The sequence below is a fragment of the Aquifex pyrophilus genome (assembly GCF_054656935.1).
This window is the reverse complement of sequence record NZ_BAAHXJ010000013.1, coordinates 21,969-44,977: the sequence shown is the minus strand read 5'-3', so window position 1 is coordinate 44,977 and position 23,009 is coordinate 21,969. Positions and strand designations below refer to the sequence as shown.

The 23,009-nt window shown below is 45.5% G+C and carries 25 protein-coding genes and 1 tRNA gene; 17 read left to right on the top strand and 9 right to left on the bottom strand.

What is annotated here, in order from left to right; all coding sequences use genetic code 11:
• The 3 genes from ACYQZ0_RS08035 to ACYQZ0_RS08025 form a co-directional block, all read right to left on the bottom strand.
• Positions 1 to 888, bottom strand: an 888-nt coding sequence (locus ACYQZ0_RS08035) for a DHH family phosphoesterase (protein WP_459776076.1), incomplete at its 3' end; no start/stop codon positions are given.
• Positions 889 to 959: 71 nt separating this feature from the next.
• The gene (locus ACYQZ0_RS08030; protein ID WP_459776075.1) at positions 960 to 1,451 is read right to left on the bottom strand and encodes a hypothetical protein; all 492 of its coding nucleotides are present in this window, start codon (positions 1,449 to 1,451) and stop codon (positions 960 to 962) included.
• A gap of 49 nt (positions 1,452 to 1,500) precedes the next feature.
• Positions 1,501 to 2,625, bottom strand: a complete 1,125-nt coding sequence (locus ACYQZ0_RS08025) for a KamA family radical SAM protein (RefSeq protein ID WP_459776074.1) — start codon at positions 2,623 to 2,625, stop codon at positions 1,501 to 1,503.
• Between the two features lie 122 nt (positions 2,626 to 2,747).
• On the opposite strand from ACYQZ0_RS08025, the gene ACYQZ0_RS08020 reads away from it, so the two are divergent.
• Complete coding sequence (locus tag ACYQZ0_RS08020; protein WP_459776073.1) at positions 2,748 to 3,713, top strand: NAD(P)H-dependent glycerol-3-phosphate dehydrogenase; 966 nt, start codon at positions 2,748 to 2,750, stop codon at positions 3,711 to 3,713.
• Positions 3,714 to 3,842: 129 nt separating this feature from the next.
• Here ACYQZ0_RS08020 and ACYQZ0_RS08015 read toward each other — a convergent pair whose 3' ends face one another.
• The 3 genes from ACYQZ0_RS08015 to trpE all read right to left on the bottom strand — a co-directional run bounded on the left by ACYQZ0_RS08015 (position 3,843) and on the right by trpE (position 6,394).
• The gene (locus ACYQZ0_RS08015) at positions 3,843 to 4,778 is read right to left on the bottom strand and encodes a ribose-phosphate diphosphokinase (protein ID WP_459776072.1); all 936 of its coding nucleotides are present in this window, start codon (positions 4,776 to 4,778) and stop codon (positions 3,843 to 3,845) included.
• Between the two features lie 10 nt (positions 4,779 to 4,788).
• Positions 4,789 to 4,864 (bottom strand) — tRNA-Gln (locus tag ACYQZ0_RS08010).
• Between the two features lie 42 nt (positions 4,865 to 4,906).
• Entirely contained in the window at positions 4,907 to 6,394 is a 1,488-nt protein-coding gene (gene trpE / locus ACYQZ0_RS08005) for an anthranilate synthase component I (RefSeq protein ID WP_459776071.1), read from the bottom strand.
• 145 nt (positions 6,395 to 6,539) lie between these two features.
• On the opposite strand from trpE, the gene ACYQZ0_RS08000 reads away from it, so the two are divergent.
• The 13 genes from ACYQZ0_RS08000 to amrB all read left to right on the top strand — a co-directional run bounded on the left by ACYQZ0_RS08000 (position 6,540) and on the right by amrB (position 16,833).
• Positions 6,540 to 6,947: a thioredoxin family protein gene (locus ACYQZ0_RS08000; RefSeq protein WP_459776070.1), complete on the top strand. Its 408-nt coding sequence runs from the start codon at positions 6,540 to 6,542 to the stop codon at positions 6,945 to 6,947.
• 2 nt (positions 6,948 to 6,949) lie between these two features.
• The gene (gene soxY, locus ACYQZ0_RS07995; protein WP_459776069.1) at positions 6,950 to 7,402 is read left to right on the top strand and encodes a thiosulfate oxidation carrier protein SoxY; all 453 of its coding nucleotides are present in this window, start codon (positions 6,950 to 6,952) and stop codon (positions 7,400 to 7,402) included.
• A 21-nt stretch (positions 7,403 to 7,423) separates the two neighbouring features.
• Positions 7,424 to 7,759 carry a thiosulfate oxidation carrier complex protein SoxZ gene (gene soxZ, locus ACYQZ0_RS07990; RefSeq protein ID WP_459776068.1) on the top strand — a complete coding sequence of 112 codons (336 nt, stop codon included), beginning with the start codon at positions 7,424 to 7,426 and terminating at the stop codon, positions 7,757 to 7,759.
• A 2-nt stretch (positions 7,760 to 7,761) separates the two neighbouring features.
• Positions 7,762 to 8,562, top strand: coding sequence for a sulfur oxidation c-type cytochrome SoxA (gene soxA / locus ACYQZ0_RS07985; RefSeq protein ID WP_459776067.1), 801 nt, complete (start codon positions 7,762 to 7,764; stop codon positions 8,560 to 8,562).
• A 14-nt stretch (positions 8,563 to 8,576) separates the two neighbouring features.
• Positions 8,577 to 9,200: a sulfur oxidation c-type cytochrome SoxX gene (soxX, locus tag ACYQZ0_RS07980; protein ID WP_459776066.1), complete on the top strand. Its 624-nt coding sequence runs from the start codon at positions 8,577 to 8,579 to the stop codon at positions 9,198 to 9,200.
• Positions 9,201 to 9,243: 43 nt separating this feature from the next.
• The gene (gene soxB, locus ACYQZ0_RS07975) at positions 9,244 to 11,022 is read left to right on the top strand and encodes a thiosulfohydrolase SoxB (protein ID WP_459776065.1); all 1,779 of its coding nucleotides are present in this window, start codon (positions 9,244 to 9,246) and stop codon (positions 11,020 to 11,022) included.
• Positions 11,019 to 11,507 carry a DUF302 domain-containing protein gene (locus tag ACYQZ0_RS07970; RefSeq protein ID WP_459776064.1) on the top strand — a complete coding sequence of 163 codons (489 nt, stop codon included), beginning with the start codon at positions 11,019 to 11,021 and terminating at the stop codon, positions 11,505 to 11,507. The genes soxB and ACYQZ0_RS07970 overlap by 4 nt, the downstream gene beginning before the upstream one ends.
• On the top strand, positions 11,504 to 11,941 hold the full coding sequence (locus ACYQZ0_RS07965; RefSeq protein ID WP_459776063.1) for a DUF302 domain-containing protein: 438 nt from the start codon (positions 11,504 to 11,506) through the stop codon (positions 11,939 to 11,941). The genes ACYQZ0_RS07970 and ACYQZ0_RS07965 overlap by 4 nt, the downstream gene beginning before the upstream one ends.
• Positions 11,938 to 12,915, top strand: coding sequence for an MBL fold metallo-hydrolase (locus tag ACYQZ0_RS07960; RefSeq protein WP_459776062.1), 978 nt, complete (start codon positions 11,938 to 11,940; stop codon positions 12,913 to 12,915). The genes ACYQZ0_RS07965 and ACYQZ0_RS07960 overlap by 4 nt, the downstream gene beginning before the upstream one ends.
• A 27-nt stretch (positions 12,916 to 12,942) precedes the next feature.
• Positions 12,943 to 13,398 carry a (2Fe-2S)-binding protein gene (locus tag ACYQZ0_RS07955; RefSeq protein ID WP_459776061.1) on the top strand — a complete coding sequence of 152 codons (456 nt, stop codon included), beginning with the start codon at positions 12,943 to 12,945 and terminating at the stop codon, positions 13,396 to 13,398.
• Positions 13,395 to 15,491 carry a xanthine dehydrogenase family protein molybdopterin-binding subunit gene (locus tag ACYQZ0_RS07950; RefSeq protein ID WP_459776060.1) on the top strand — a complete coding sequence of 699 codons (2,097 nt, stop codon included), beginning with the start codon at positions 13,395 to 13,397 and terminating at the stop codon, positions 15,489 to 15,491. The genes ACYQZ0_RS07955 and ACYQZ0_RS07950 overlap by 4 nt, the downstream gene beginning before the upstream one ends.
• A 69-nt stretch (positions 15,492 to 15,560) precedes the next feature.
• Positions 15,561 to 15,998 carry a DUF2267 domain-containing protein gene (locus ACYQZ0_RS07945; protein ID WP_459776059.1) on the top strand — a complete coding sequence of 146 codons (438 nt, stop codon included), beginning with the start codon at positions 15,561 to 15,563 and terminating at the stop codon, positions 15,996 to 15,998.
• Positions 15,999 to 16,029: 31 nt separating this feature from the next.
• A complete protein-coding gene (gene amrB, locus ACYQZ0_RS07940) occupies positions 16,030 to 16,833 on the top strand; it encodes an AmmeMemoRadiSam system protein B (RefSeq protein ID WP_459776058.1) in 804 nt (267 codons plus the stop codon).
• On the opposite strand, the gene ACYQZ0_RS07935 is transcribed toward amrB, so the two are convergent.
• Genes ACYQZ0_RS07935 through bioA form a run of 3 tightly spaced genes read right to left on the bottom strand, consistent with a single transcriptional unit; the run spans position 16,795 to position 19,999 of the window.
• Positions 16,795 to 17,727, bottom strand: coding sequence for a Ppx/GppA phosphatase family protein (locus ACYQZ0_RS07935; protein ID WP_459776057.1), 933 nt, complete (start codon positions 17,725 to 17,727; stop codon positions 16,795 to 16,797). The two genes, amrB and ACYQZ0_RS07935, sit on opposite strands and share 39 nt — an antisense overlap.
• 2 nt (positions 17,728 to 17,729) lie before the next feature.
• Positions 17,730 to 18,635: a ribosome small subunit-dependent GTPase A gene (gene rsgA, locus ACYQZ0_RS07930; protein WP_459776056.1), complete on the bottom strand. Its 906-nt coding sequence runs from the start codon at positions 18,633 to 18,635 to the stop codon at positions 17,730 to 17,732.
• On the bottom strand, positions 18,635 to 19,999 hold the full coding sequence (bioA, locus tag ACYQZ0_RS07925) for an adenosylmethionine--8-amino-7-oxononanoate transaminase (protein WP_459776055.1): 1,365 nt from the start codon (positions 19,997 to 19,999) through the stop codon (positions 18,635 to 18,637). The genes rsgA and bioA overlap by 1 nt, the downstream gene beginning before the upstream one ends.
• A gap of 40 nt (positions 20,000 to 20,039) precedes the next feature.
• Here bioA and ACYQZ0_RS07920 point away from each other — a divergent pair, with 40 nt between their 5' ends.
• Genes ACYQZ0_RS07920 through ACYQZ0_RS07910 form a run of 3 tightly spaced genes read left to right on the top strand, consistent with a single transcriptional unit; the run spans position 20,040 to position 23,007 of the window.
• Positions 20,040 to 20,915, top strand: coding sequence for a hypothetical protein (locus ACYQZ0_RS07920; protein ID WP_459776054.1), 876 nt, complete (start codon positions 20,040 to 20,042; stop codon positions 20,913 to 20,915).
• A 12-nt stretch (positions 20,916 to 20,927) separates the two neighbouring features.
• Positions 20,928 to 22,541 carry a single-stranded-DNA-specific exonuclease RecJ gene (recJ, locus tag ACYQZ0_RS07915; RefSeq protein ID WP_459776053.1) on the top strand — a complete coding sequence of 538 codons (1,614 nt, stop codon included), beginning with the start codon at positions 20,928 to 20,930 and terminating at the stop codon, positions 22,539 to 22,541.
• Positions 22,528 to 23,007 carry a DUF2227 family putative metal-binding protein gene (locus tag ACYQZ0_RS07910; protein WP_459776052.1) on the top strand — a complete coding sequence of 160 codons (480 nt, stop codon included), beginning with the start codon at positions 22,528 to 22,530 and terminating at the stop codon, positions 23,005 to 23,007. The genes recJ and ACYQZ0_RS07910 overlap by 14 nt, the downstream gene beginning before the upstream one ends.
• Positions 23,008 to 23,009 lie beyond the last annotated feature (2 nt).

Here is a 23,009-nt window from a genome sequence, read left to right as displayed (position 1 = left end):
AGCACCCGAGGCGTATTTATGTCCTCCTCCTCCAAGTCTTTCCGCCATCTTACCGACGTTTACGTCTCCCTTTGCCCTCAGGGAAACTTTCCATGCACCTTCGTCGGGTCTTTCTATGAGTGCGTAAGCCACCCTAACGCCTTCTATTGAACGGGGGTAGTTAACAAGCCCTTCCGTGTCTTCGTATTTCGTTCCCGTCTCGTCAAGAAAGCGTTTGAAAATGGTTATTCCCGCAACGAGTCCTCCTTCGTGAAGCTCAAGGGTATCAAGAACCTTTGATATGAGCTTCATCTTGTTAAAGCTTTCCCTTTCCGAGAACATCGTGTAAACGTAGTAGGGGTCCGCCCCGTAATAAACGAGCTCCCTTGCAAGCTCAAAGGTTCTCTCGTCCGTGTTTGAATACCTGAAGAATCCCGTATCCGTAGCAAGACCCGTGTATATGCACGTCGCTATATCCTTATCTATCGCTGTCTCGTCCCAGGCTTTTATAATCTCGTAAACGAGGGCCGCGGTTGCTGGAGCGTTGGGGTCTATGTAGTCGTAAGGTCCGTAAAACTCACCTCCTACGTGATGGTCTATCCTTATTCTCTTGCCTACCTTAACCTCCGTTCCTACCCTGTAAAATCCCGAGGCGTCAACGACTATTCCGACATCGTAATAACGACCATCAGGCTTTATAACCTCCTCAACACCCGGAAGAAAGTCAAGAAAATGGGGAACGTTATCCTTAGAACCTATGTAAACCTCCTTCCCTTTCTTCTTTAAGAACTTGTAAAGTGCCAGACCACTCCCCAAGGAATCGCCGTCAGGACTCTCATGAGTAAGTATGATTATTGAGCCCTTGAACTCTTTAAGAAAGTCCACAATGGGAATGTTTTCCTTAACCATTGCTTAATCCCTCCAAGGGATTTAAATTAATGAGAATTTTTATCAGATAATATGATTTTTTACATTCAGGTCTAAATTTCACTTTCCGCAATTTTCTTCCCCTTCTGGAGATGTATCTCCAAGGAGCTTGCGAGGTTCTCAAGTGTTCTCGTAAGGCTTACCGAGGAGGAAAGCTCCAGCTTTTCTATAGCGTTTTCTATTTCCGCTATTACCTCTTCAAGCCTCTCAAGTATGGGTTTGTTCTCAACCCTTATCTCCTGAAGGAAGAAAGGGGAGAACTTCTCAACAGCGGGAAGCAGAAGGGATATAAGGGATAGGCTTTCGGAAGACAGGATTAGGGCCTCCTCCCTCAGCTCCTTTTCCTGGATTTCTTCAAGCTCTCCCAGTATGAGGGAGACGAGCTTCAGGTTTGCACTCACCCTTCTGAGCGTCTCATATACGTTCTCAACGACTTCGGGGGAATACCTCGGCGTTCCCGTAAGGTAAGTTGTTGCAATCTTTTGTTGGTATTCTATCTCTTCCTCCAGACGCGATAGGAGAAGGTGCATGGGATAAATTTCCATAATGGATTTAAATTATATTCCCGAAAAAGAAAGGGAGAAAGAAGAGAGCTCAGGAAACCTCGGATAAGGAAACCTTATACTCGTCAACGAGTTCCGTGTAATCGTCAAACCAGTGAGCTTCGGGATTTCTCTTGAACACCATAAACTTACCCCTGTTTTCGGTGTCAGCAGCCCTGTGATATCTGAAGAAGACGTGTTCCTCCGTTTTTCCGAGAATTTCTATCTTGCCCGTTTCGTGAGACATAACGTATCTCACCCTTGCAGCAAGTCCAGAAACTTCAGCCCTCACTGCTTCAACGAGGTCAATAGTCTCCTCTATGGGTGTTGAGTATGCTTTATTTCCCGCGGTTGGTCTGCACTGGAATACGTAATAGGGGGGAACTCCTATGAAGGATAACTCCTCAAGAAGCGTCTTTAAGGTTTCAAAGTCGTCGTTTATGCCCTTGAGTATAGGTGTCTGGTTTGTGAGGGTCGTTCCCGTCTTCTGAACGAGCTCAACCGCCTTCTTTGCCTCGTCCGTAAGCTCCCTCGGGTGGTTGAAGTGATTCATAAGGTATAGCTTCTTACCCGTCTCTGTGTTGAACCACTCAAAAAGCTCAAGTAGGGATTTGTCGTCTAAAACTCTGAAGGGGTTAACAGCGAGCATCTTAGAACCTATCCTTACTATTCTCACGTGGGGAATTTCCGCAAGAGCCTTCAGGATTTTCTCAAGCTTAAAGGTTGCTAAAACTAAGGGGTCTCCGCCTGTGAGTAGAACGTTGTTAATCTCCGGGTGATTCCTTATATACTCAAGTCCTTCCGAGACGTCCCTCGCAACCTCGTCGTTGTCGTTCATAAAGAGCCTCTTCCTGAAACAGAACCTGCAGTATATACCGCAAACGTCGGTAACGAGAAGAAGGGCTGTATCGGGATACTTATGTTCAAGACCGTGAACCTTCATATACTTGCTCTCGTTTGAGGCGTCCAGCTTTCCCCAAACCTCAAGCTCTTCCGTAGTGGGGATTACTATCCTCCTTATGGGGTCGTCGGGGTCGTCCCAGTTTATGAGGGAGTTGTAGTAGTTGTTCGTTCTGAATGCGAACTTCTCGGTGACCTTTTGGAGCTCTCTTTTTTCCTCCTCGGAGAGCTGTTCTATAAACTTCAGGTCAATTATATACTTAACCTTTCTACCCATACGCACCTCCTTTTAAGGGATTTTTAAAAATGAGGAAATATTTTTAAGGATTTGTTAAAAAGTGCTTCTTATAATTTAAGGGATAGAATCCCTCTTTTCAACCCTTATAATATAAACGAGTTATGAGATTTTTCATACTCGGCGGCGGAAGATGGGGTGTAGCACTCGCAACACACCTCGACAGGCTCGGACACGAAGTTTTAGTTTACGATATAAACGAGGAAGTAATAAATAAAATCAACGAGGGGAAACATCCGTATATAGATGGAATTAATTTCAATAACGTAAAAGGAACTACGGAAATTTCCAAAATTTCTGAATTTAAAAATGTAATTTGTGCAATTCCAACGCAGGTTATAGAGGACGTTATAAAGGATATTGAGCTAAATGGTAAAAACTTTATATCCGCATCAAAGGGCATTCATTTAAAAAAACTGAAGAGAATTTCCGAGATAGTTAAGGAAATTCACAACGTTAACTTCTTCGTTCTATCCGGTCCCTCCTTTGCAGAAGAGGTATCAAAGGGGCTTCCCACCGCGGTAGTTCTGGGATACGAGAATAAAGAGATAGCCCTTGAGCTTCAGAAAGCTATAAACTCAAAGAACTTCAGGGTTTACCTAAACTCGGACATCACAGGAGTTGAGCTCGGAGGGGCTCTCAAGAACGTGATAGCGATAGCGGTAGGTGTTTCGGACGGGCTCGGATATGGCTACAACGCAAGGAGCGCGCTCATAACGAGGGGAATTCACGAGATGGCCCGCATAGGAGAAGCCTTCGGTGCGAGGAGGGAGACCTTCTTCGGTCTTTCGGGTGCCGGGGACCTTATACTTACCGCAACCTCGGACCTCTCAAGGAACAGAACCTTCGGAAAGCTTGTGGGTAAGGGGCTAAGTGTTGAAGAGGCCTTAAAGGAAATAGGTCAGACCGTTGAGGGCATAAAGACCGCGGAGGCGGTTTATAAAATCGTAAAGGAAAAAAATATATACGCTCCCGTATGCACCGCGGTTTACGAGATAGTTAAGGGGGAAGAACCTAAGAGGGTTGCGGACCGCCTTCTTGAGAATCCTCCTCGGGAGGAATTTGAGTAGCGTTTTCCGCGTCTATTAACTCCCCGTAGTAGTAATACTCATTACACTTCTCACAGTACCATATTCCCCCACCGCAACACTCAACTATAATAAGAAGAGCTCCGCATTTAGGACAGTTCTCACTCATCCTCAGGAAAAGAGGGAGCTTACGGAGCTTCCCTCGTGAACCCTCCTGATTGCCTCTCCTATGAGAGGAGCTATGGAGACCACCTCAAGCTTTCCGAACTCTTTTTCGTAAACGGGTAGGGTATTCGTCACTATTACCTTTTCTATGGGGGAGTTCATTATCCTCTCAACCGCAGGACCGGAAAATATACCGTGGGTAGCGCAGGCATAAACCTTTTTAACACCTTTGCTTACGAGTGCGTTTGCAGCAGCGGTAAGCGTTCCCGCGGTGTCTATGATATCGTCTATGATTATGGCTTCCTTGCCCTCAAGGTCTCCAACAACTTCCATAACCTCCGCTTTATTGGGTTCTGGCCTTCTCTTCAGGATTACCGCAACACCACAACCGAGCTTATTGGCCAAATCCCTTGCCCTTTTCACACCTCCCGCATCGGGAGAAACCACAACGGGATTCTCAAGTATCAGGTTCTTCCTTATGTAGTCGTAAAGAACGGGGATTGCGGTAAGGTGTTCCACGGGAATATCAAAAAAGCCCTGTATCTGGGGAGAATGAAGGTCAACGACTATAACCCTGTCCGCACCGACGGTTTCAAGAAGGTCAGCAACAACCTTCGCGCTTACGGGAGTTCTCGGTTTGTCCTGGCGGTCCTGTCTCCCGTATGCGTAATAAGGTATTACTACGGTTATCTCCCTAGGAGAGGAGCGTCTTACCGCGTCAAGGGTGAGGAGAAGTTCCATTATGTTGTGATTCACGGGATTTGAGAGGGAAGCTATTACGTATACGTGATAACCTCTCACGCTTTCGTTTATCTGAACCCTTATCTCTCCGTCCGAGAAGGTTGTTATTAATGTATCCGTGAGCCTGAGACCGAGATAACCCGAGATTTCTTCCGCGAGTCTTTTGTTTGCGTTGCAGGAAATCAGTTTAACTCCGTTCATGGGATTTTAATGGCTGGGGCGCCAGGACTCGAACCTGGAACCCCCGGATCCAAAGTCCGGTGCTCTGCCAGTTGAGCTACGCCCCAAGCCCTTCCGAAAATAATATTTTACACTTTCGTGTTCTCTTTTCAAGTGAACTCCCCGCTCACCTCCGCCATCTCTATGGCTTTCATAAGGGCTTTTGCCTTATTTACGGTCTCCTCCCACTCCCTTTCGGGAACCGAGTCCGCAACTATTCCCGCACCAGCCTGAACGAATATCTCCCTGTCCCTCAGGACCGCGGTTCTTATTGCTATGGCCATATCCATATTTCCCTGAAAGGATATGTATCCAACGCTTCCCGCGTATATACCCCTCCTCTCGTTTTCAAGCTCCTCTATTATCTGCATGGCCCTTACCTTAGGTGCTCCCGAGACCGTTCCGGCCGGGAACGTTGCCTTGAGAACGTCAAGGGCGTCGTATCCCTCCTTCAGTTCTCCCACAACATCGCTCACTATATGCATAACGTGGGAATACCTCTCTATTCGCATAAAGTTTTCAACCTTTACGCTTCCCGTTTTTGCAACCCTTCCCACGTCGTTTCTCGCAAGGTCAACGAGCATGAGGTGTTCCGCCCTTTCCTTCTCGTCGGAAAGGAGCTCCCTCTCAAGGGCTAAATCCTCCTCCTCATTCCTTCCCCTCCTTCTTGTCCCCGCTATGGGCCTCGTTTCTATCCTTTTTCCCTCAAGCCTTACAAGAATCTCCGGAGAGGAGCCTATCACCTTCAGGTCCCCGAAATCTAAGTAATACATATAGGGAGAGGGATTCATGAACCTTAGTATCCTGTATATGCTGTCCGGATTTCCGTAAAAGTGTTTTCTGAACCTCTGAGAGAGGACGACCTGTATTACGTCCCCCTGCCTTATATACTCCTTAGCCCTCTTAACTATCCCTTCAAACTCTTCCTTTTTGAAGTTTGAACGCCAGTTTGAAAGTTCAGGCTCCTTCTCAACTACGTCAAGGAATGTGGTTTTACCCTCCTTCAGTTTTCTCAAAACGGAGTTTATAAGCTCAACAGCCCTCCTGTATTCTCTCCTTATATCTTCCCTTTTAAAGACGGGAACAACAATCTTTATCTTTCCCGTGAGGTTGTCGTGAATTACGACCACGTCCGTAAGAACGAGGTATATATCGTAAGTTCCCACAGGGTCGGGATTTTCATCGGGAACGGGCTCGTAAAACTTAACGATATCGTAGGCAAAATAACCAACGAGCCCTCCCCAGAACCTCGGAAGTCCGCCATCGTTGTATGGCTTAAATTCCTTCACTATCTCCTTTATCTTTCCGAGGGGGTCCTCGGTTTTGAAGAACTCAACCTTTCCCCTGTCGTAAAGCTCTCCGAGCTCTTTCCTTGTCCTCAGATAAAAGGAAGAACCGAGGATTACAAAGGAATACCTTCCCCACTTTTCTCCCCCCTCAGCACTCTCAAGAAGAATGTTGAAATTCCCCTTCTCCTTTAACTTAAGAAATATTGAGAGGGGCGTTTCCGTATCCAGCAGAACTTCCGTATATACGGGAATGACGTTGTATTCTTCGGAAAGCTTTAAAACCTCCTCCTCGGAAAGGTTCAGTTTCATAAGGAAGATTTTAAAACGTTAAAGTATATATTTGGGATTTAATGATAACACGATATCAGAAAAAGCTTAAATTAGAAGGGGGAAATGGGATTATAAGAACTTCTTATAACTCAAGGTTTTCAAATGCCGTATATTCTTTACAGGCATGCGCTTGGTAAAGTTTTCACTCATATTCATACTTCTTACGGTTTTATCCTTTTCCCAAACTTGGCTCACAGACTTTGAGAAGGCGGTAGAGGTTGCCAAAAAGGAAAGGAAGTTAATCCTCGTTTATATATACAGTGAGCACTGTCCTTACTGTCATCAGGTTGAAGAGTTCGTTTTCGGAGATGAAGAGGTCGAAAAAGTTTTAAAAAGGGATTTTATAGTTGTTTCCTTAAACATTTCCGAAGATGAGGCAGAGAAGTTTGACCCCATTGGAACGCCGACCTTTGTAATCTACGACCCCTTTAAGGGAAAAGTTCTTGCAAAACTCTTCGGAAGCCTTGATGCGGAAACTTTTCTTTCCATGTTAATAAAGGTTTGTAATAAATCAAGTTTAAGGAGGTGTTAGTCATGAAGACGAGAAGGGATTTCTTTAAGCTCGCCGGTGTGGCAGCAGCTGGCCTTATGCTTGGAATCTCGCCGGTGATTTCCCCAGCTCACGCAAAGGTAAGCCTTGAGGATGCACTCAAGAAACACCTGGGAGTGGGACTATCCGCAATAAAGGAATCAAACCAGATAAAGATTAAGGCTCCATCCATAGCGGAATCCGGAGCAAACGTTCCCATACAAGTAAGCGCAACGGTTCCCATAGAAAAGGTGGAAGCCCTTTACATATTCGTTGATAAGAATCCCAACCCTTATATAGCTCACGTTGAGTTCACTCCCCTGAATGGTGAGGTATTCTTTGCAACGAGAATAAAGATGGGAGCTACGTCTCCCGTGAGGGCAATACTTAAGCTCAAGGACGGCTCTTATCTTATGGCTTACAAGGAAGTTAAGGTCACGGTAGGTGGTTGCGGTTAATAAAAACTACGGAGGTGTGGTATGGCTTCAATAGGAAGGGCTATAGTAAGAGTTCCCAAAAGATTAAAAAAGGGACAAGTGTTTAAGCTCCAGATGGTTATCATCCACCCCATGGAAACGGGGCTTAGAAAGGACCCCAAAACCGGTAAAAAAATACCCGCTCACTACATAACCCACGTTGATATCTACCTGAACGGTAAGCTCGTTACGAAGATTAACACGTCCGCTGGTATAAGCAAAAATCCCTACTTTGCGGTTAAGATGAAGGCTGTTGAGTCCGGAACGCTAAAGATAGTCTACGAAGATAACAAAGGTGGTAAGTGGGAAAAGAGCGTAAAACTTATGGTGGAGGGTTAAGCATGAGAAAGGTTGTATTTGCCTCACTCCTCGGTGGGGCTCTCTTTTTAGCTAAGGCTGAGGCTCCCACACCGGAGCAGCTCAAGATTTTAAAGGAGCTTGGAGTTTCTCCCGCGGACGTCATAGTTGAAGAGGGAAGAGATTACTACCACAACCTGAAGGGAAAGACGGGAAAAACCTGTGCATCCTGCCACGGACAGGACGGGGCTAACCTCGTAGGTGCTTACGCAAAGATGCCAAGATACTACAACGACATAGGAAAGGTTGCGGATGTGGACCTAAGGATAAAGGCGTGCCTTGAGAAGTACGTGGGCTTTAACGCAAAAGGAAAGAAGGGAAGAAAGTATATTGTTCCCCTTGCGGGATACGTTGCAACTCTCAGTAATGGAATGCCCATACAGATAGAGTTAAAGCACCCCGAGGAGAAGAGACTTTACGAGCTCGGTAAGGAACTCTGGTATAAGAGGGTAGGTGCGAGAGACTTCTCGTGCGCCATATGTCACGAAGTTCTCGCAGGTAAAAGGATAAGACTCCAAAAGCTCGGTGCTCCCGTAAGGGACAAGCTATACGCCCACTGGCCCGCATACAGAATATCAAAGGACAAGCTCTGGACCATGGAAGACAGAATAAGGGGATGTTACAAGAGCTTCTTCCTATTTGACCCCGAGAAAGGAAAGTTTGACTTTAAGAAAAACTGGGTTAAGAAGCCTCCCTTCTACATAGAGGAAGTTATAGCCCTTGAGCTCTTTATGAAGAAAGCTGCAAACGGTGCAACCATAGAAGTTCCCGGTCTCTTGAGATAAGGAGGGGTTAAGATATGAAGGGTAAAGTTCTCTTTGTAATGTTTTTGAGTGCAGGTGTTATAGCCTGTCAGCCCGCATCCCAGGCGGCTAAAGAAGAAAAGCCCATGACGGTGGCAAAAGCAAAGACCGAGAAAAAGAAGAAAGGGGATAAAGCCGCTAAGTTCAGAAGGGCACTTGCAGCTCAGGACAAGTGGCAAAAGGCCTGTTCAAATCCCGCACAAATTGCTCCGGAAGGTATAGACGTAGTTCAGTTCATTAAGGATATGAAGGCAACCATTAAGTATCCCGAGGACGGAAAACTCGTAGGAGACTGGAAGAAAGGTGAATCTCTTGCACTTCTTCCTAAAGAGTATAAGGCTCTCTACGGAAAGAAGGGAGGAAGCAAGAAGGGGAACTGTTACGCTTGCCACTGCGGAGACCCCAGAATAATAGCGTGCGGTAATATCGGACCTTCCCTAAGGGGATACGCGAATAAGGGAATAGACCCCAAGATGACTTACGATAGGATATACAACCCCTGGTCCCAAGTTCCCTGTTCAACAATGTTCAGGTTCGGATACCACGGCCTCCTCACACCTGGGGAGATTGCTGACATCGTCGCCTACCTCCACGACCCCGAAAGCCCCATTAATAAGTAATCCCCTTTTTTCTTTTTATACTTTTCTTTAAGGAGGTAAATGTATGCATCTGACCCGCAGGGACTTTTTAGAGCTTGCGATAGTTACGGGAGCTTATCTCGCCTCAAATCCCGTTTCCGCACTCGCGAAGATGACCCTTGACGACATACTTTCCTTCAAGCCCGTTGGGAACGTAACGCTACTCTTCACAACGGATTTGCACGCACACCTGAAGCCCCACTACTTTTCCGAACCCATGAACCTCGTAGCTCCCAAGAACCTAAAAGGGCTTCCCGGAACGATAACGGGAAAAGACTTTTTAAAGCTTTACAAGATATCCCCCGGAACCCTTGAAGCCTACTTTATGAGCTGTGTGGACTTTCCCGTTCTTGCGGAAAAGTTCGGGAAGATGGGGGGAGCAGCCCATATAACGTGGCTCATAAAGCACATAATCGCGGAAAGGGGAAGGGATAAGGTTCTCGTCCTTGACGGAGGAGATACATGGATAACGACCGCGGTAGGAACATTCACGGAAGGGAAATCGGTAGTTGACTGGATGAAGCTTACGGGATACGACCTTATGGTGGGACACTGGGAGTTCACCTTCGGTAAGGATATAGTTCTTAAGAGAATAAAGGAGCTTGAAGAGGCGGGATGTGAGTTTATCTCCCAAAACATAAGGGAAGTTGACGAGTTCGGATTTGAGGGGGACCTCGTATTCAAACCTTACGCGATAAAGGAAGTCGGAGGAGTAAAGCTCGGAATTATAGGAAACTCCTTCCCCTTCACGCCTATAGCAAATCCCAGGCAGTTCGTAGAGGGATGGAGCTTCGGCATAAGAGAAGATACGATGCAGGAATACGTTAACGAGCTGAGGGAGAAACACAAGGTTGACGCGGTAATCCTGCTCTCCCACGACGGACTGCTCCTTGATATAGCTCTCGCAAAGAAGGTTCAGGGAATTGACATAATTATCTCGGGACACACCCACGACGTAGTTCCGAAGGCTTACAAGGTTCCCGGAACTAATACCTACGTAGTTATAGCGGGCTCCCACGGTAAGTTTGTGGGAAGGCTTGACCTTGATATAAGAAACGGAAGAATCAGGGACCTTAGGTATAAGCTTTACCCCGTTGCTTCCAACCTCATACCCGCGGACAGGGAAGCCCAGAAACTCGTTGACAAGTATTACGCAGAACTTGATAAGAAACTTGGTCTATCAAAGGAGATAGGAACCGCGGAGGTAATGCTTTACAAGAGGGACACCTTTTTCAGCACCTGGGATTGGCTCGTGGGAGAAGCTATCAACGACTACTACGGAGGAGAGCTTGATGTCGTGACCTCTCCTGGATACAGGTGGGGGACGGTAGTTCTTCCGGGGCAGAAGATAACCGTTGACCACGTTTATGCCTATACCGCGATAACATATCCGAACGTTTACGTTCTAAAGAGAACGGGAGAACAGCTAAAAACCGTATGGGAGGACGTTGCGGATAACGTCTTTAACCCCGACCCCTTCTACCAGCAGGGCGGAGACATGTCAAGACTCTGGAACGTTGAGTATGAGATAGAGATAAACGGTCCCCAATACAACAGACTAAGAAACATAAGGATTGGTGGAAAAGAACTAAAGCCGAAGAAGGAATACCTCGTTGCGGTTTACGGAGGACCGCCACCACCACCCGAAGCGATAGAGCCGGGATACAAGCCCGTTCCCGTTTACGAAATACTGATAGACTACATTAAGAAGAAGGGGAACATAAAGGTGAGGACTCAGCCAAACGTTAAGGTTCTTGATGCGGAGTATCACACATACGACGAGTGCTACGGAGGTGGTAAGTGAGAGCGTTAATAGCCTTCCTCATCGGGGTTGTTATCGCCCTTTCCCTTTTTTACTTCATAAGGTATTACTTCGGGAACCCCTTCAGACTTCTCTTTTACACCGTTGAGGTGAAAAACAAGAGTTTTGAGGAAACCGTTAAAGCCCTTGAAGAAAAACTCAACGCGAACGGGCTCAAAGTTATAAGGGTTCTCCCCCTATCTAAAGCCCTTGAAGGGAGAGGTATTAAAGACTTTATGAAGTACTCCATAATACTCGCATGCGACGTCCCCGGAAAGGAAAAGCTCCTTGTAAAGGTTCCTTCCCTCACGAACTTAATTCCCTGCAGCATAGCGGTTTATGAGGATAATGAAGGAGTGAAGCTTACAACTATGAAGGAAATCGTATTTCTTGCAGAAGAGAGCAAGAATATGAGTGAGGAGGAAACCCAGCTCGTTATAAACACTTACAGAACCCTCAGAAAAACCCTTGAAGAGGTGAGCAGATGAGGAAGTTTTTCCTTTTCTTGATAATTCCCTTAATCATTTTCGCTCAGGAAAGCAAGCTCCTTTACAGGGAGGTGATAGAGGGATTTTCCTTTGAAGACGTAAAAATTCTTTTAAAAACCGCCCTTGACGGGAAGAATATGAACGTCTTACTCGTTCAGGATGTTTCCGAAAAACCGAGAATGAGCGTATTTTACGTCTGTAATCTATCCTACGGGGAGAAAATCTTAAGGGGATTTCCCCAGTTCGGAGCACTCGCACCCTGCAGGATATACATACTTGAGAGGGAAGACGGAAGCGTTGAGGTCGGATACATAAACATACAGAACCTCGTAAAGGGTTTTAGAAAATACCTCACCCCTGAGCAGGTAAAAGTTTTCCTGCAGGCGGATAAGGACATAAAAGAGGCTATAAAAGAGGTGAAGGGGGGAATATGAGGGCAATATTGTTTCTCTTTCTCATTATTTTTGCCTTTGGAGAGGAGTATCCGAAGCACGTTAAGGAGACTTTAAGGAAGATTACCGACAGGGTTTACGGAGTCTTTGGTGTCCTTGAACAGGTATCTTACGAAAACAGGGGATTTATCTCAAACGCTTACTTTTACGTGGCGAACGACGGCGTATTGGTTGTTGACGCTCTCAGCACCTACAAGCTGGGAAGGGAACTCGTTGAGACTATAAGAAGCGTAACGGATAAACCTATAAGGTTCTTGGTAATAACCCATTACCACACGGACCACTTTTATGGAATTAAGGCCTTCAGGGAAATCGGAGCGGAAACGATAGCCCACGAACACGCCTTTGAGTATCTCTCTAACCCATCAAGCTATAACTTCTTTTTATCAAGGAAGAAGCTTTTAAAAGAGCACCTTGAGGGAACGGAACTGCTTCCTCCAAGCATATCCATAACTAAATCTTTAAACATTTACCTGAGGGTTGATGAAGATTACAGAAAGTTTGAAGTAAAGCACCTCTGCAGGGCACATACGAACGGGGATATAGTTATATATATTCCCGACGAGAAAATACTCTTCAGCGGGGATATAGTCTTTGACGGCAGGCTTCCCTTTCTCGGTTCGGGAAACTCAAAGAGCTGGGTGAAATGCCTTGACGAAATCTTAAAAATGGAACCCAAAATTCTCCTTCCGGGACACGGAAATCCTTTAATAGGGAAAGAAAAGATAAAGGAAGCGGTGAGCTGGACAAGGAAGTATATACTTGACCTCAGGAAAACCATAAGGCGTTTAATAGAAGAGGGTTGCGACGTTGATTGCGTGAGGGAAAGGATAAACGAAGAGCTTTTAAAGATAGACCCCTCTTACGCACAGGTTCCCGTATTTTTCAGAGTAAATCCTGTAAACGCCTATTACGTTTACTTTGAAATAGAGAACGAGATGCTTCTTGAAGAGTAAAAAGAAAAATTTTTCGGAGGATTTAATATGCGATTAAAAGTAAATGGGAAAGTCTACTCAATTAAAGTTGATGAGGATAAACCCCTTCTTTGGGTTCTCAGGGAGGACTTAAAACTTAAAGGCACAAAGTTCGGATGCGGTAAGGGGATATGCGGTTCCTGCACGGTTGTGGTGAACGGGGAGGCGGTAAGGTCCTGTATAACACCCGTTAAAGCGGTAAATGGAAAAGACATCTTAACCATTGAAGGTATTCCCGAAAGCCACCCGATAAAAAGGGCGTGGATAGAGCTCCAGGTTCCCCAGTGCGGATACTGCCAGCCCGGTAAGATAATGGAGGCTTACGCTCTTCTAAATAGAAATCCTTCCCCCTCAAGGGAGGAAATCCTTTCCGTAATGTCAACTCATCTCTGCAGGTGCGGAACCTATCCAAGGATACTTAAGGCTATACTCAAGGCTTCAGAGTTAATGGGGGTGGAAAAATGATAACAAGAAGGGACTTTTTAAAAGGTTTAACGCTTGCGATTGTTCTAACACAAGGTGGATATAAACTCCTCAAAGCGGATGAGGTAAGGCCTCCTTACGCACCGGAGATATGGCTTAACCTTTCGGAGGACAACATCTTAACGGTTCTCGTTAATAAATCGGAGATGGGGCAGGGTGTTTACACGGGTCTTCCCCAGATTGTTGCGGAAGAGCTTGACTTTCCTTGGGACCGGATTAGGCCCGAGGCCGCACCCGCGGGAAAAAAGTATGTGGACCCAAAGTGGGGCGTCCAACTTACGGGAGGAAGCACGAGCGTAAGGCATATGTATGACTTCCTCAGATACGTAGGGGCTTCCATGAGGGAGATGCTCCTGAAGGCCGCTTCGGAAGAACTGGGCGTTCCCCTCTCACAACTGAGGGCGGAAAACGGATACATATACGCAGGGAAAGAGAAATATCCCTACGGGAAATTTGCAAAAAAGGCTATGAGCCTTCCCGTTCCCGAAAATCCGAGATTGAAGGATGAAAGCGAGTTTAAGTATATAGGGAAATCAATGCCGAGACTTGATGTTCCCGATAAGGTAAACGGAAGGGCGGTTTTCGGCATAGACGCGGAGATTGAGGGGTGCGTATATGCGGTGATAGAGAGGGCACCCTTCGGTTCAAGGCCCCTGAAGGTGAAGAATAAGGAAAGTGTAAAAAGGGAAAAGGGAATTATTGACGTAATTCCCATAAGAACGGGTGTAGCGGTATGCGGTGAGTCTTTTTACACATGTTTGAAAGCAAGAGAAAAGCTTGAAGTAGAGTGGAGTAAAAGCCCTATTGAAGGTTGGAACGACGAGGATTTTGAAAGATTCTTTTCAAAGAAGTTAAAGGAAAAAGGTATCGTTGCACGACACGACGGGAAACCGGAAGAGGTTTACAGAAAGGCAAAGATTAAGCTTGAGGAGACCTATATACTTCCCTACCTATATCACGCAACCATGGAACCCATGAACTGCACCGCATGGGTAAAGGAGGACGAGTGTATAGTTTACGCACCGACGCAGGGACAGACCGCAGCCCTCATGACCGCAAAGAGAATAACGGGACTTCCGGAAGAAAAGATAAAGGTTTATACGACATACCTTGGCGGTGGTTTCGGAAGGAAATCAAATCCCGAGTTTATAGAGGAGGCCTTAATCCTTTCAAAGAAGCTTAAAAGACCGGTAAAGCTTATATACACGAGGGAAGACGATATAAACTCCGGGTGGTACAGACCCATGAACGCGACAAACATAAGGGGAAGCATAACGGAAGAAGGAAACATTGATTCCTTCATATTCAAGATTGCCGTTCCTTCCGTTTTTAAAGCATCGGGTAGAAAAGTGAAAATAGACCCCGCGGCGGTTGAAGGTGCTTATAACATGTTTTACGAGATACCGAACGTAAAAGTTGAGTGGGTTGAGGTAAACCTGCCCGTTCCCGTATGGTTTTGGAGGTCCGTGGGAAGCACCCATAACGCCTTCACCGTTGAAACTTTCATAGACAGGCTCGCTTACGAGGTAAAGAAGGACCCCGTTGAACTGAGGTTAAAGCTCCTTGAACTAAACGAAAGGGCTTACAGGGTTGTTGAACATGTTGCGGAAGTATCGGGATGGGGAAGACCAAAGCTCGGAGAAGCTATGGGGATAGCCTACCATTACTCCTTCGGGAGCCATGTTGCACAGGTCGCGGAAGTAACCTACGAAGATGGAAAAATAAAGGTAAATAGGGTCGTATGTGTCATAGATATAGGACCCATAACGGTAAATCCAGACCTCGTTGTATCCCAAATGGAGAGCGCTATAATAATGGGTCTCAGCGCATTTCTCAAAGAAAAGGTAAGCTTTGAAAAAGGGAGAGTGAAGAACACAAACTTTGACACCTATCCCCTTTTGAGAATGGATGAGATTCCCGAGATAGAGGTTCATATACTCAACTCGGACGCCCACATGGGAGGAGTGGGTGAGCCTGGACTTCCACCCGTAGCACCAGCGGTTGCGAACGCCCTCTTATGGGGATACGGCATGAGGGTAAATAAACTTCCCCTATTGCAAAACTTTGAGGCATGAAGTAAATTTATATATGTAAAGCTAAAGAAATCTTAAAAAAGGAAACTAAACCGAAAGGAGGTGGGAAAGATGGCACTTTTTGACGAATGGTATCACAAGGGACATACCATAGTCCATGAAGTTATGGAGGAGCTTGGGATTCAATACGAGCAAAAAGCTTTCAGACTTTTAAAAGCAGTTCTTCAAACTTTAAGGGATAGGCTTCCCGCAAGCGAAGGAAAGGATTTCGCAGCTCAGCTTCCCATGGTTCTGAAAGCTGTATGGTGTGACGGATGGGACCCCACAAAGGTTCCCGACAAAAGCATAAAGCACAAGCAGGACTTCCTTGAAAGGGTCATGAATCACCCGGGTCTAAGGAGACCCGCTGATATCAGCAGCTTGGAAGAGGCGGAAAAAGTTACGAAGGCGGTATTCAGGGTTCTGAAACGTCACGTATCTTGGGGTGAAGTGAAAGACGTTCTCGGAGAGCTTCCCGAAGACATAAGGAAGATGCTTGAGGAGGCTTGATTCCTCTTCCTCTTTCTTTAACTTTTAAGAGATGGTGGTAAGAACACCTGCGGTTGCAGGAACTTTTTACCCATCAAGAAGGGAAGAGCTTGAGAAATTAATAAACCTTTTATGCGGTGAAGAACCGAAAGAAAAGATAAAGGCAAAGGCGGTACTCGTTCCCCACGCGGGATACATATACAGCGGTAGAACCGCCTGTGAGGTTTACAAAAGTGTTGAGATACCCGAACACGTTGTTCTCTTGGGTCCAAATCATACGGGATACGGAGAGCCCATATCCGTTTACAGCGGAGACGCCTGGGAAACCCCCTTTGGTTATGTGGAAATAGACAAATCCTTAAGGGAAGAGGTTTTAAAATTTCCCTACGCTAAACAGGATGAATACGCACACCTTTACGAGCACTCCTTAGAGGTTCAGCTCCCTTTCCTTCAGAGATACGCAAAAAGAGAGTTTAAGATTCTTCCGATAGTCCTTGCCTTTATAGACTACGAAGTCGCAAAGAGCTTCGGGAGATTCCTCGGTGAGGTTCTAAAGGGGAAAGATGCCTTAATAGTAATTAGCTCGGATATGAGCCATTACATTCCTGCGGATGAGGCGAGGAAGAAGGACGAGATTCTCATATCCGCTATGGAGAGGCTAAATACAGAGGAGCTATACTTTAAGGCGGTTCAGTATAACATAACGATGTGCGGAGTTGTTCCCGCGGTTGTGGGTATAGAAGCGGCAAAGGTTCTGGGAGCTACAAAGGGAGTGGTAATAGATTACACTAATTCGGGTGTGGTTACGGGGGATTACTCACAAGTTGTCGCTTACCTCGGAATGGTGTTCCTTTAACGCTTCTGAAACTATAACGCCTTCCCTGAGTCCCCAGTCGCTTACGTAAAGCTCATCTTTCCCGAAAATCTCAAGGGTCTTTAAGAATATGCCTATTCCCGCAAGTATTACTTCCGCCCTCTTGTCCTCAACCTGTTTAAACCTCCTGCTCCGTTCCTTTGAAGGAAGTTCTTTCAAGGTATCAAACCACTTCTTTATCTGCTCGTAGCTGAGTCTTTTGCCGTGAACCTTTTTCGGGTCGTAAGGGTACACGTTATACTCAAGAGCTACGAGGGTTGTAATGGTCCCGCCAAGCCCTACGAGATAATCGCAATCCCTCTTTACTTTTGATATTTCCCTCTCAAGGAATGCGAAGAACTCCTTTATCTCTTCTTCCTTCGGGGGGTCATGCTTGAAGAAGGTTTCCGTAAGGTTAACTATCCCGAAGGGCAGTGAGATTATATTCTCTATTGAGAAATCCCTTCCGAATATGTATTCCGTTGAACCGCCTCCCTGGTCGATAACGCATAGCTCCCCTTTCAGATTAAGGGAGTATGCAACCGCAAGGTAAGCGTATCTTCCCTCTTCCTCAGGGGTTATAATCTTCACCTCTATTCCCGTTTCCCTTTTTACCCTCTCTATAAATTCATTCCCGTTTTTTGCCCGCCTTAGGGCTTCCGTTGCAACGGCAACAATCCTATCAACTTTATACTTCTCTATTTCTTCTTTATACTCCTTTAAAACTTCCAGGGTCTCCCTTATCCTGTCCTCCTGTAGGTATCCCGTTTCCTTAACTTTCGTCCCGAGAGCGGTTATCCTTCCCTTCTCAAGAAGGATTTTTATATCCTTTTCCTTTATCTCCGCGATAGTAAGCCTAACGGAGTAAGAGCCTATATCTATTGACGCTATTCTCATTTCTAACCACAAAGCTCCTTTATTTCTTCGAGGTATACCTTTAACATCTTGAGGTAGCTTTTATACCTCTCGCAGGATATCTCGCCCTTTTTTACCGCCTCCTTTACCGCACACCCAGGCTCATTCGTGTGGGTGCAGTCTGGATACTTACAGGTGTAAGAGAGAAACTCCCTGAAGTATTTTCTTATTTCCCTCGGTTCTACAAACATGGTTGCTTCTACCTTTGAGAAACCGGGTGTATCACCTATAAAGGAGTTTTTACCGAAGGGTATTAACCTCACACCCGTGGTCGTGTGCCTTCCCCTTTCCGTTTTCTCGCTCACCTCCTGAGTTCTCAGCTCAATTCCCGTTAGCCTTGAAAGAATGGAGCTCTTTCCCACACCCGATGGTCCAGCAAGAATACATATAAAGCCTTCAAGATAGTTAATGAGTTCCTGTATTCCCTCTCCCGTTTTCGCACTCACCTTAAGAACGTCGTATCCCGCTTTTGTGTATATATCTACCCAGTAATCAAGCTCCTTTTTTTCTTCTTCGTTCAGGAGGTCTATCTTGTTAAAGACTATTACGGGCTCAACGCCGAAATACTCGTAAACGACGAGGAGGTTATCAAGGAGGTAGTTATTAAACTCGGGCATCTTAAGGGTCTGGACGATAATAACCCTGTCTACGTTTGCGACTCTTGGCCTTATGAGGAGGTTCTTTCTCTCCTCTACTTCTTCAATGGCAAAGGTATTTGGGTCAACAACCTCACCCCGAACGTAATCACCTGCGTAAATCTTCGTTTTTTTGAGAACCTTTCCCCTCGGTATTCCCCTGTAAGTCTTTTCCTCATCAAGGGTGTAAACCTGTATGAGTTGGGCTTCCCTGTCTATAACTATCGCCCTTTTTAACTCCTTCTTTTTTCCCATTACTTTACCTCTTTCTCAAGCTCCCCTATAGCCCATTTTAGCGTATCAATTACGTAGTTCATCTCATCCTCCTTTATAACGAGGGGCATCATGAGAACCATAACGTCCCCCAGGGGTCTGAGGAAAACACCCTTTTCCCTGCACTTGTAGGCAACTTTAAACCCGGTTCTCTCTCCATATGGGAAGGGCTCTCCTTTTTCTTTGTCCTTAACGAGCTCTATCCCGGCCATAAAGCCGAGCTGTCTCACATCTCCCACGTGCTTCAGCTCCCAGAACTCCTTTAACCTCTCGGTGAGTAGCTTTATCTTCGGCTGGAGCTTCTCAAGGGTTTTCTCCTCCTCAAAAACTTCCAAGTTTGCGAGTGCTACAGAACAGGCAAGGTTATTTCCCGTGTATGTATGCCCGTGGTAAAAGTGCTTCGCCTCCCCGAACTCTCCGAGAAAAGCGTTAAAAACCTCATCGGTTGTAAGCGTTGCAGCAAGGGGGAGGTATCCCCCCGTTATTCCCTTTCCGAGACACATAAAATCGGGTGTTACGCCTTCCTGCTCACAGTAAAACATAGTTCCCGTTCTGCCGAATCCCGTCGCAACCTCGTCAACAATCATGAGAACATCGTACTTCTTGGTAAGTTCCCTCACTCCTTTTAAAAAGCCCTTCGGGAAAGGAAGCATTCCCGCGGCAGCCTGTATCCCCGCCTCAAGGATTATCGCGACTATATCGTCCCTCTCCTTCAGAATATCCTCGAGCATCTTGAGGAGCTCGGAACTACACTCGGGTTTAAGCCCTCCGTAGTTTTCCTTACAGAAAAGATAGGGAGAGGGAAGCTTTATCGTTTTAAAGAGGAGGTCCTTATAAGTGCCGTGGAAAAGCTCTATACCCCCCACGCTTACCGCTCCAACCGTATCCCCGTGGTAAGCCTCGGAAAGGGTTATAAATACGTTTTTATTCTTAATCCCTTTGTTTCTCCAGTAGTGGTAAGCCATCTTTATGGCTATCTCAACCGCTTCCGCTCCGTCCTCGGAGTAAAACACCTTATTCAGCCCTTCGGGGGATATCTCAACGAGCCTCTTTGCGAGCAAAATGGCCGGAACGTTTGAGCTCCCGAGGGTTGTTGTGTGAGCGACCTTACAAAGCTGTTTCATAACCGCGTTGTTGAGCTTCGGGTGGTTGTGCCCGTGGACGTTGCACCACAGCGAAGATATAGCGTCTATATACTTCCTTCCGTATATATCCCATAGGTAAACACCTTCTCCTCTCTCAAATATGAGGTTCTCCTCCTCCCTGTAAACCTTCATCTGGGTAAAGGGATGCCAGAAATACTCCTTATCCCACTTCTCCAAGGTCTTTGGGTCTATATCCCGCATACTAATATTCTCGTAAAGTTGATAGAATATCTCAATACAAATGAGGGAAAAGCTCAAAAGGGTATGCTCCGTCGTTGAGCTCTACCTCTCCGATATATTCGGGAGGATAAGGGTATACAGGGAAGAAAACAACTTCCTTATACCATGGGGCTTTACAGTAATAAACATATCCGTATTTGAAGAAGGTGAGGAGATAATCCTTGATATAAACTCTCCTGTTGCCCTTAACGTAAAGCCCTCAAAGGATTTGATGAGATTCCTCCTTTCTGAAAACGCAAACCTAAAGTCAGCCTCCTTCTTCACGGAGTTTGAGAAGGGATTTATGGATATAATCCTCGGCATAAAGGTAAGATACAGGGACATATCAAGGGAGTTTTTAAAGTTCCTCGTTCTCAATATAGGAAATCTCGCAAACGAATACGGGAAGGAGATAATAGCGGTCTTCGGAGGGCTTTCCTTTAAAGAGTTTCTTGAGAGAGAAAAATCAAGCCTCCCCTTTTACGGGGAAAAGCTCTTTTACGAGAAGCTTGAGATAAACGGGCATAAGCTCCTGCTTGAGGTATTTACTGAAGGAGAGAGTTATACCTTTGTATGCAGAGAGGAGGGAACATCCGAGCCCATAATAAAGTCAAAGAAGAGGGATAGAGAGCCTTACGATATGTTAAGGCTCCTTGAAAACGTAAAAGAGATACTTAAGAAGGGGGAGTTTAATAAGCTGAGAACAATTTTCACACCCTTTGAGGTTAATTTCTTTAAACTCTACAGGGTATTTATAAAGGCGTCGGAAGATAGAAAACTGAAGGAGCTTGAGCAGGAGATAAACAGGCTTCCAGATATGTTGATAAACGGGAAGATTACATACGAGGAGTATAAAAGAAGAATCCAGAGAATAGAAAGGGAGATAGGGCTGACCTAAAATAGAACTTGAATGCGGGGTGTAAGCGGAAGAAAGTGGGAATTACTATACGAACACGTAAAACCCCCCGAAGAGCTTGAAAGAAAATACGGGAAGATTCTCGCACAGCTTTTAGCAAACAGAGGATTTGAGAAGGAAGCGGAACTCATCCTTGAACCTAAGCTTTCAAGCATTCCATCGTTAAAGGAACTCGGGGGAGTGGAGGAAGCGGTTGAGAGAATACTAAGGGCGGTTAAGAAGAAAGAGAGAATAATAATTTACGGGGATTACGACGTTGACGGGATAACGGGAACCGCTATTCTTTATAAAATTCTCAAAAAGGTAGGTGCAAAGGTAATTCCTGTCCTTCCCGACAGGAATACGGGATACGGTCTTAACGAGAATTTAATGAAAGTATTTGAGAGATACGGAAACCTTCTCATAACCGTTGATAACGGAACTTCCGCGGTGAGGGAGATAGACAGGTCCTCAATAGACACAATAGTTGTGGATCACCACAACATTCCCGATGAAATACCTAAGAAGGCCATACTTATAAATCCAAAACTCGGAGCTTCTGAGGGATTGAAATATCTTTCCTCTTCCGCGGTAGTCTTTTTCCTTGCAGCAGGGCTTATAAGGGAGCTTAATATAGATGAGGACCCGAGAAGCTTCCTTGACCTCGTAGCCCTTGGACTGCTTGCGGACTACATGCCCCTCAAAAGGGTAAACAGGATACTTTCCTATAAAGGTCTTAAACTTCTCGAGTTCGTAGCGCGGGGGAAGGTTAATAAGGCAGGTGTGAGGGCACTTCTTGAGATAGCACTTCGGGGTAGAGAGAACATAAGCTCTAAGGACGTTTACTTCTCCCTCGCTCCCCGATTGAACGCTGCCGGAAGAATATCAAAACCCGATATTGCCCTTAACTTACTCGTTGAAGAAGATGAAAGAAAGGCAAGAAGCTTAGCCCTTCAGCTTGACCAGATAAATAAAAAAAGACAATACCTTACACGCATAACCTATGCAGAAGCCCTCGAAAAGGCGGAGAAGCATAAGGAAGATTCCTTTATCGTAGTATGGGATGAGAATTGGCATCCCGGTATACTAGGTATAGTTGCGGGGAGGTTATCCCACCACTTCGGAAAACCTGTTGCGGTGTTTTCAAAGGGAAGAAATAAATCCGTCGGTTCTATAAGGAGCACCGAGGAAATAGAGGTTTACGATAGGGTGAAGACTCTCTCCCATATGTTTTTAAAGTGGGGGGGACACGATAAGGCCATGGGACTTACTCTCCCAACCCAAAGGCTTGAGGAGTTCAGGGAAAAGGTAAACGCACTCTTTAGAGAGGTTGAGAGAGCTCAGCTTATAACTCCCGTTGATATGGAGCTTAGCCCTGAGAAGATTAATGAGGAAACCCTGAAAGCAATAAGAAAGCTTGAACCCTTTGGTGAGGGTAATCCCGAGCCCATATTTATAACAACTGTGAAAAAAGTAGAATTATCCCCTAAGGGTTTATTGATAAACGGAGTTCGTTTTTCCTTCCATGAAAAAGAATTACTTCCTTATTTGAAAAAAGGTAAGAGAATTCTATACAAGTTACAGAACGGGATGCCCGTTCTGGAGGATATAGAGAATGGCATCCTATAAGGGGCATGAAGCCTTTAACGTCGTTATGTTTACCCCTTTTGTTTTCGTAATTCCAAAGGATTATTTAATTTACTTCGGAACGGGATACTTCCTCGGAACTTTTCTCCTTTCCCCCGACATAGACCTGAGTCATTCTAAACCTTCGCAAAGATTAAAATTTCTAAAAGCAATATGGTTTCCCTTTTGGTTTTTCTCAAAACACAGGGGTATAACCCATAAGCCTTTCCTCGGGACCTTCGTTAAACTTTTTTATCTCATATTCATTTCTCTCTTCTTATTTTTCGTAATCCTCGGAATACTTAGCCTGCTTGATGTAAAGACAGAGATTTATAAATTAAACCCCTTTGAGTTTTTAGAAAACCTAATAAGAAGAACAGAAACCCTTTACTTTGTAGGTGGTTTATTATTGGCGGATTTATTTCACATAACTCTTGATTGGATAACGAGCAAGGTAAGGATAAAATAACC

What these genes read in the sequence shown, in the direction of transcription:
- ACYQZ0_RS08030 (WP_459776075.1), bottom strand. Translation starts at nt 1,451, where the DNA reads ATGGAAATTTATCCCATGCACCTTCTCCTATCGCGTCTGGAGGAAGAG.
- ACYQZ0_RS08025 (WP_459776074.1), bottom strand. Translation starts at nt 2,625, where the DNA reads ATGGGTAGAAAGGTTAAGTATATAATTGACCTGAAGTTTATAGAACAG.
- ACYQZ0_RS08020 (WP_459776073.1), top strand. Translation starts at nt 2,748, where the DNA reads ATGAGATTTTTCATACTCGGCGGCGGAAGATGGGGTGTAGCACTCGCA.
- ACYQZ0_RS08015 (WP_459776072.1), bottom strand. Translation starts at nt 4,778, where the DNA reads ATGAACGGAGTTAAACTGATTTCCTGCAACGCAAACAAAAGACTCGCG.
- trpE (WP_459776071.1), bottom strand. Translation starts at nt 6,394, where the DNA reads ATGAAACTGAACCTTTCCGAGGAGGAGGTTTTAAAGCTTTCCGAAGAA.
- ACYQZ0_RS08000 (WP_459776070.1), top strand. Translation starts at nt 6,540, where the DNA reads ATGCGCTTGGTAAAGTTTTCACTCATATTCATACTTCTTACGGTTTTA.
- soxY (WP_459776069.1), top strand. Translation starts at nt 6,950, where the DNA reads ATGAAGACGAGAAGGGATTTCTTTAAGCTCGCCGGTGTGGCAGCAGCT.
- soxZ (WP_459776068.1), top strand. Translation starts at nt 7,424, where the DNA reads ATGGCTTCAATAGGAAGGGCTATAGTAAGAGTTCCCAAAAGATTAAAA.
- soxA (WP_459776067.1), top strand. Translation starts at nt 7,762, where the DNA reads ATGAGAAAGGTTGTATTTGCCTCACTCCTCGGTGGGGCTCTCTTTTTA.
- soxX (WP_459776066.1), top strand. Translation starts at nt 8,577, where the DNA reads ATGAAGGGTAAAGTTCTCTTTGTAATGTTTTTGAGTGCAGGTGTTATA.
- soxB (WP_459776065.1), top strand. Translation starts at nt 9,244, where the DNA reads ATGCATCTGACCCGCAGGGACTTTTTAGAGCTTGCGATAGTTACGGGA.
- ACYQZ0_RS07965 (WP_459776063.1), top strand. Translation starts at nt 11,504, where the DNA reads ATGAGGAAGTTTTTCCTTTTCTTGATAATTCCCTTAATCATTTTCGCT.
- ACYQZ0_RS07960 (WP_459776062.1), top strand. Translation starts at nt 11,938, where the DNA reads ATGAGGGCAATATTGTTTCTCTTTCTCATTATTTTTGCCTTTGGAGAG.
- ACYQZ0_RS07955 (WP_459776061.1), top strand. Translation starts at nt 12,943, where the DNA reads ATGCGATTAAAAGTAAATGGGAAAGTCTACTCAATTAAAGTTGATGAG.
- ACYQZ0_RS07950 (WP_459776060.1), top strand. Translation starts at nt 13,395, where the DNA reads ATGATAACAAGAAGGGACTTTTTAAAAGGTTTAACGCTTGCGATTGTT.
- ACYQZ0_RS07945 (WP_459776059.1), top strand. Translation starts at nt 15,561, where the DNA reads ATGGCACTTTTTGACGAATGGTATCACAAGGGACATACCATAGTCCAT.
- amrB (WP_459776058.1), top strand. Translation starts at nt 16,030, where the DNA reads ATGGTGGTAAGAACACCTGCGGTTGCAGGAACTTTTTACCCATCAAGA.
- ACYQZ0_RS07935 (WP_459776057.1), bottom strand. Translation starts at nt 17,727, where the DNA reads ATGAGAATAGCGTCAATAGATATAGGCTCTTACTCCGTTAGGCTTACT.
- rsgA (WP_459776056.1), bottom strand. Translation starts at nt 18,635, where the DNA reads ATGGGAAAAAAGAAGGAGTTAAAAAGGGCGATAGTTATAGACAGGGAA.
- bioA (WP_459776055.1), bottom strand. Translation starts at nt 19,999, where the DNA reads ATGCGGGATATAGACCCAAAGACCTTGGAGAAGTGGGATAAGGAGTAT.
- ACYQZ0_RS07920 (WP_459776054.1), top strand. Translation starts at nt 20,040, where the DNA reads ATGAGGGAAAAGCTCAAAAGGGTATGCTCCGTCGTTGAGCTCTACCTC.
- recJ (WP_459776053.1), top strand. Translation starts at nt 20,928, where the DNA reads ATGCGGGGTGTAAGCGGAAGAAAGTGGGAATTACTATACGAACACGTA.
- ACYQZ0_RS07910 (WP_459776052.1), top strand. Translation starts at nt 22,528, where the DNA reads ATGGCATCCTATAAGGGGCATGAAGCCTTTAACGTCGTTATGTTTACC.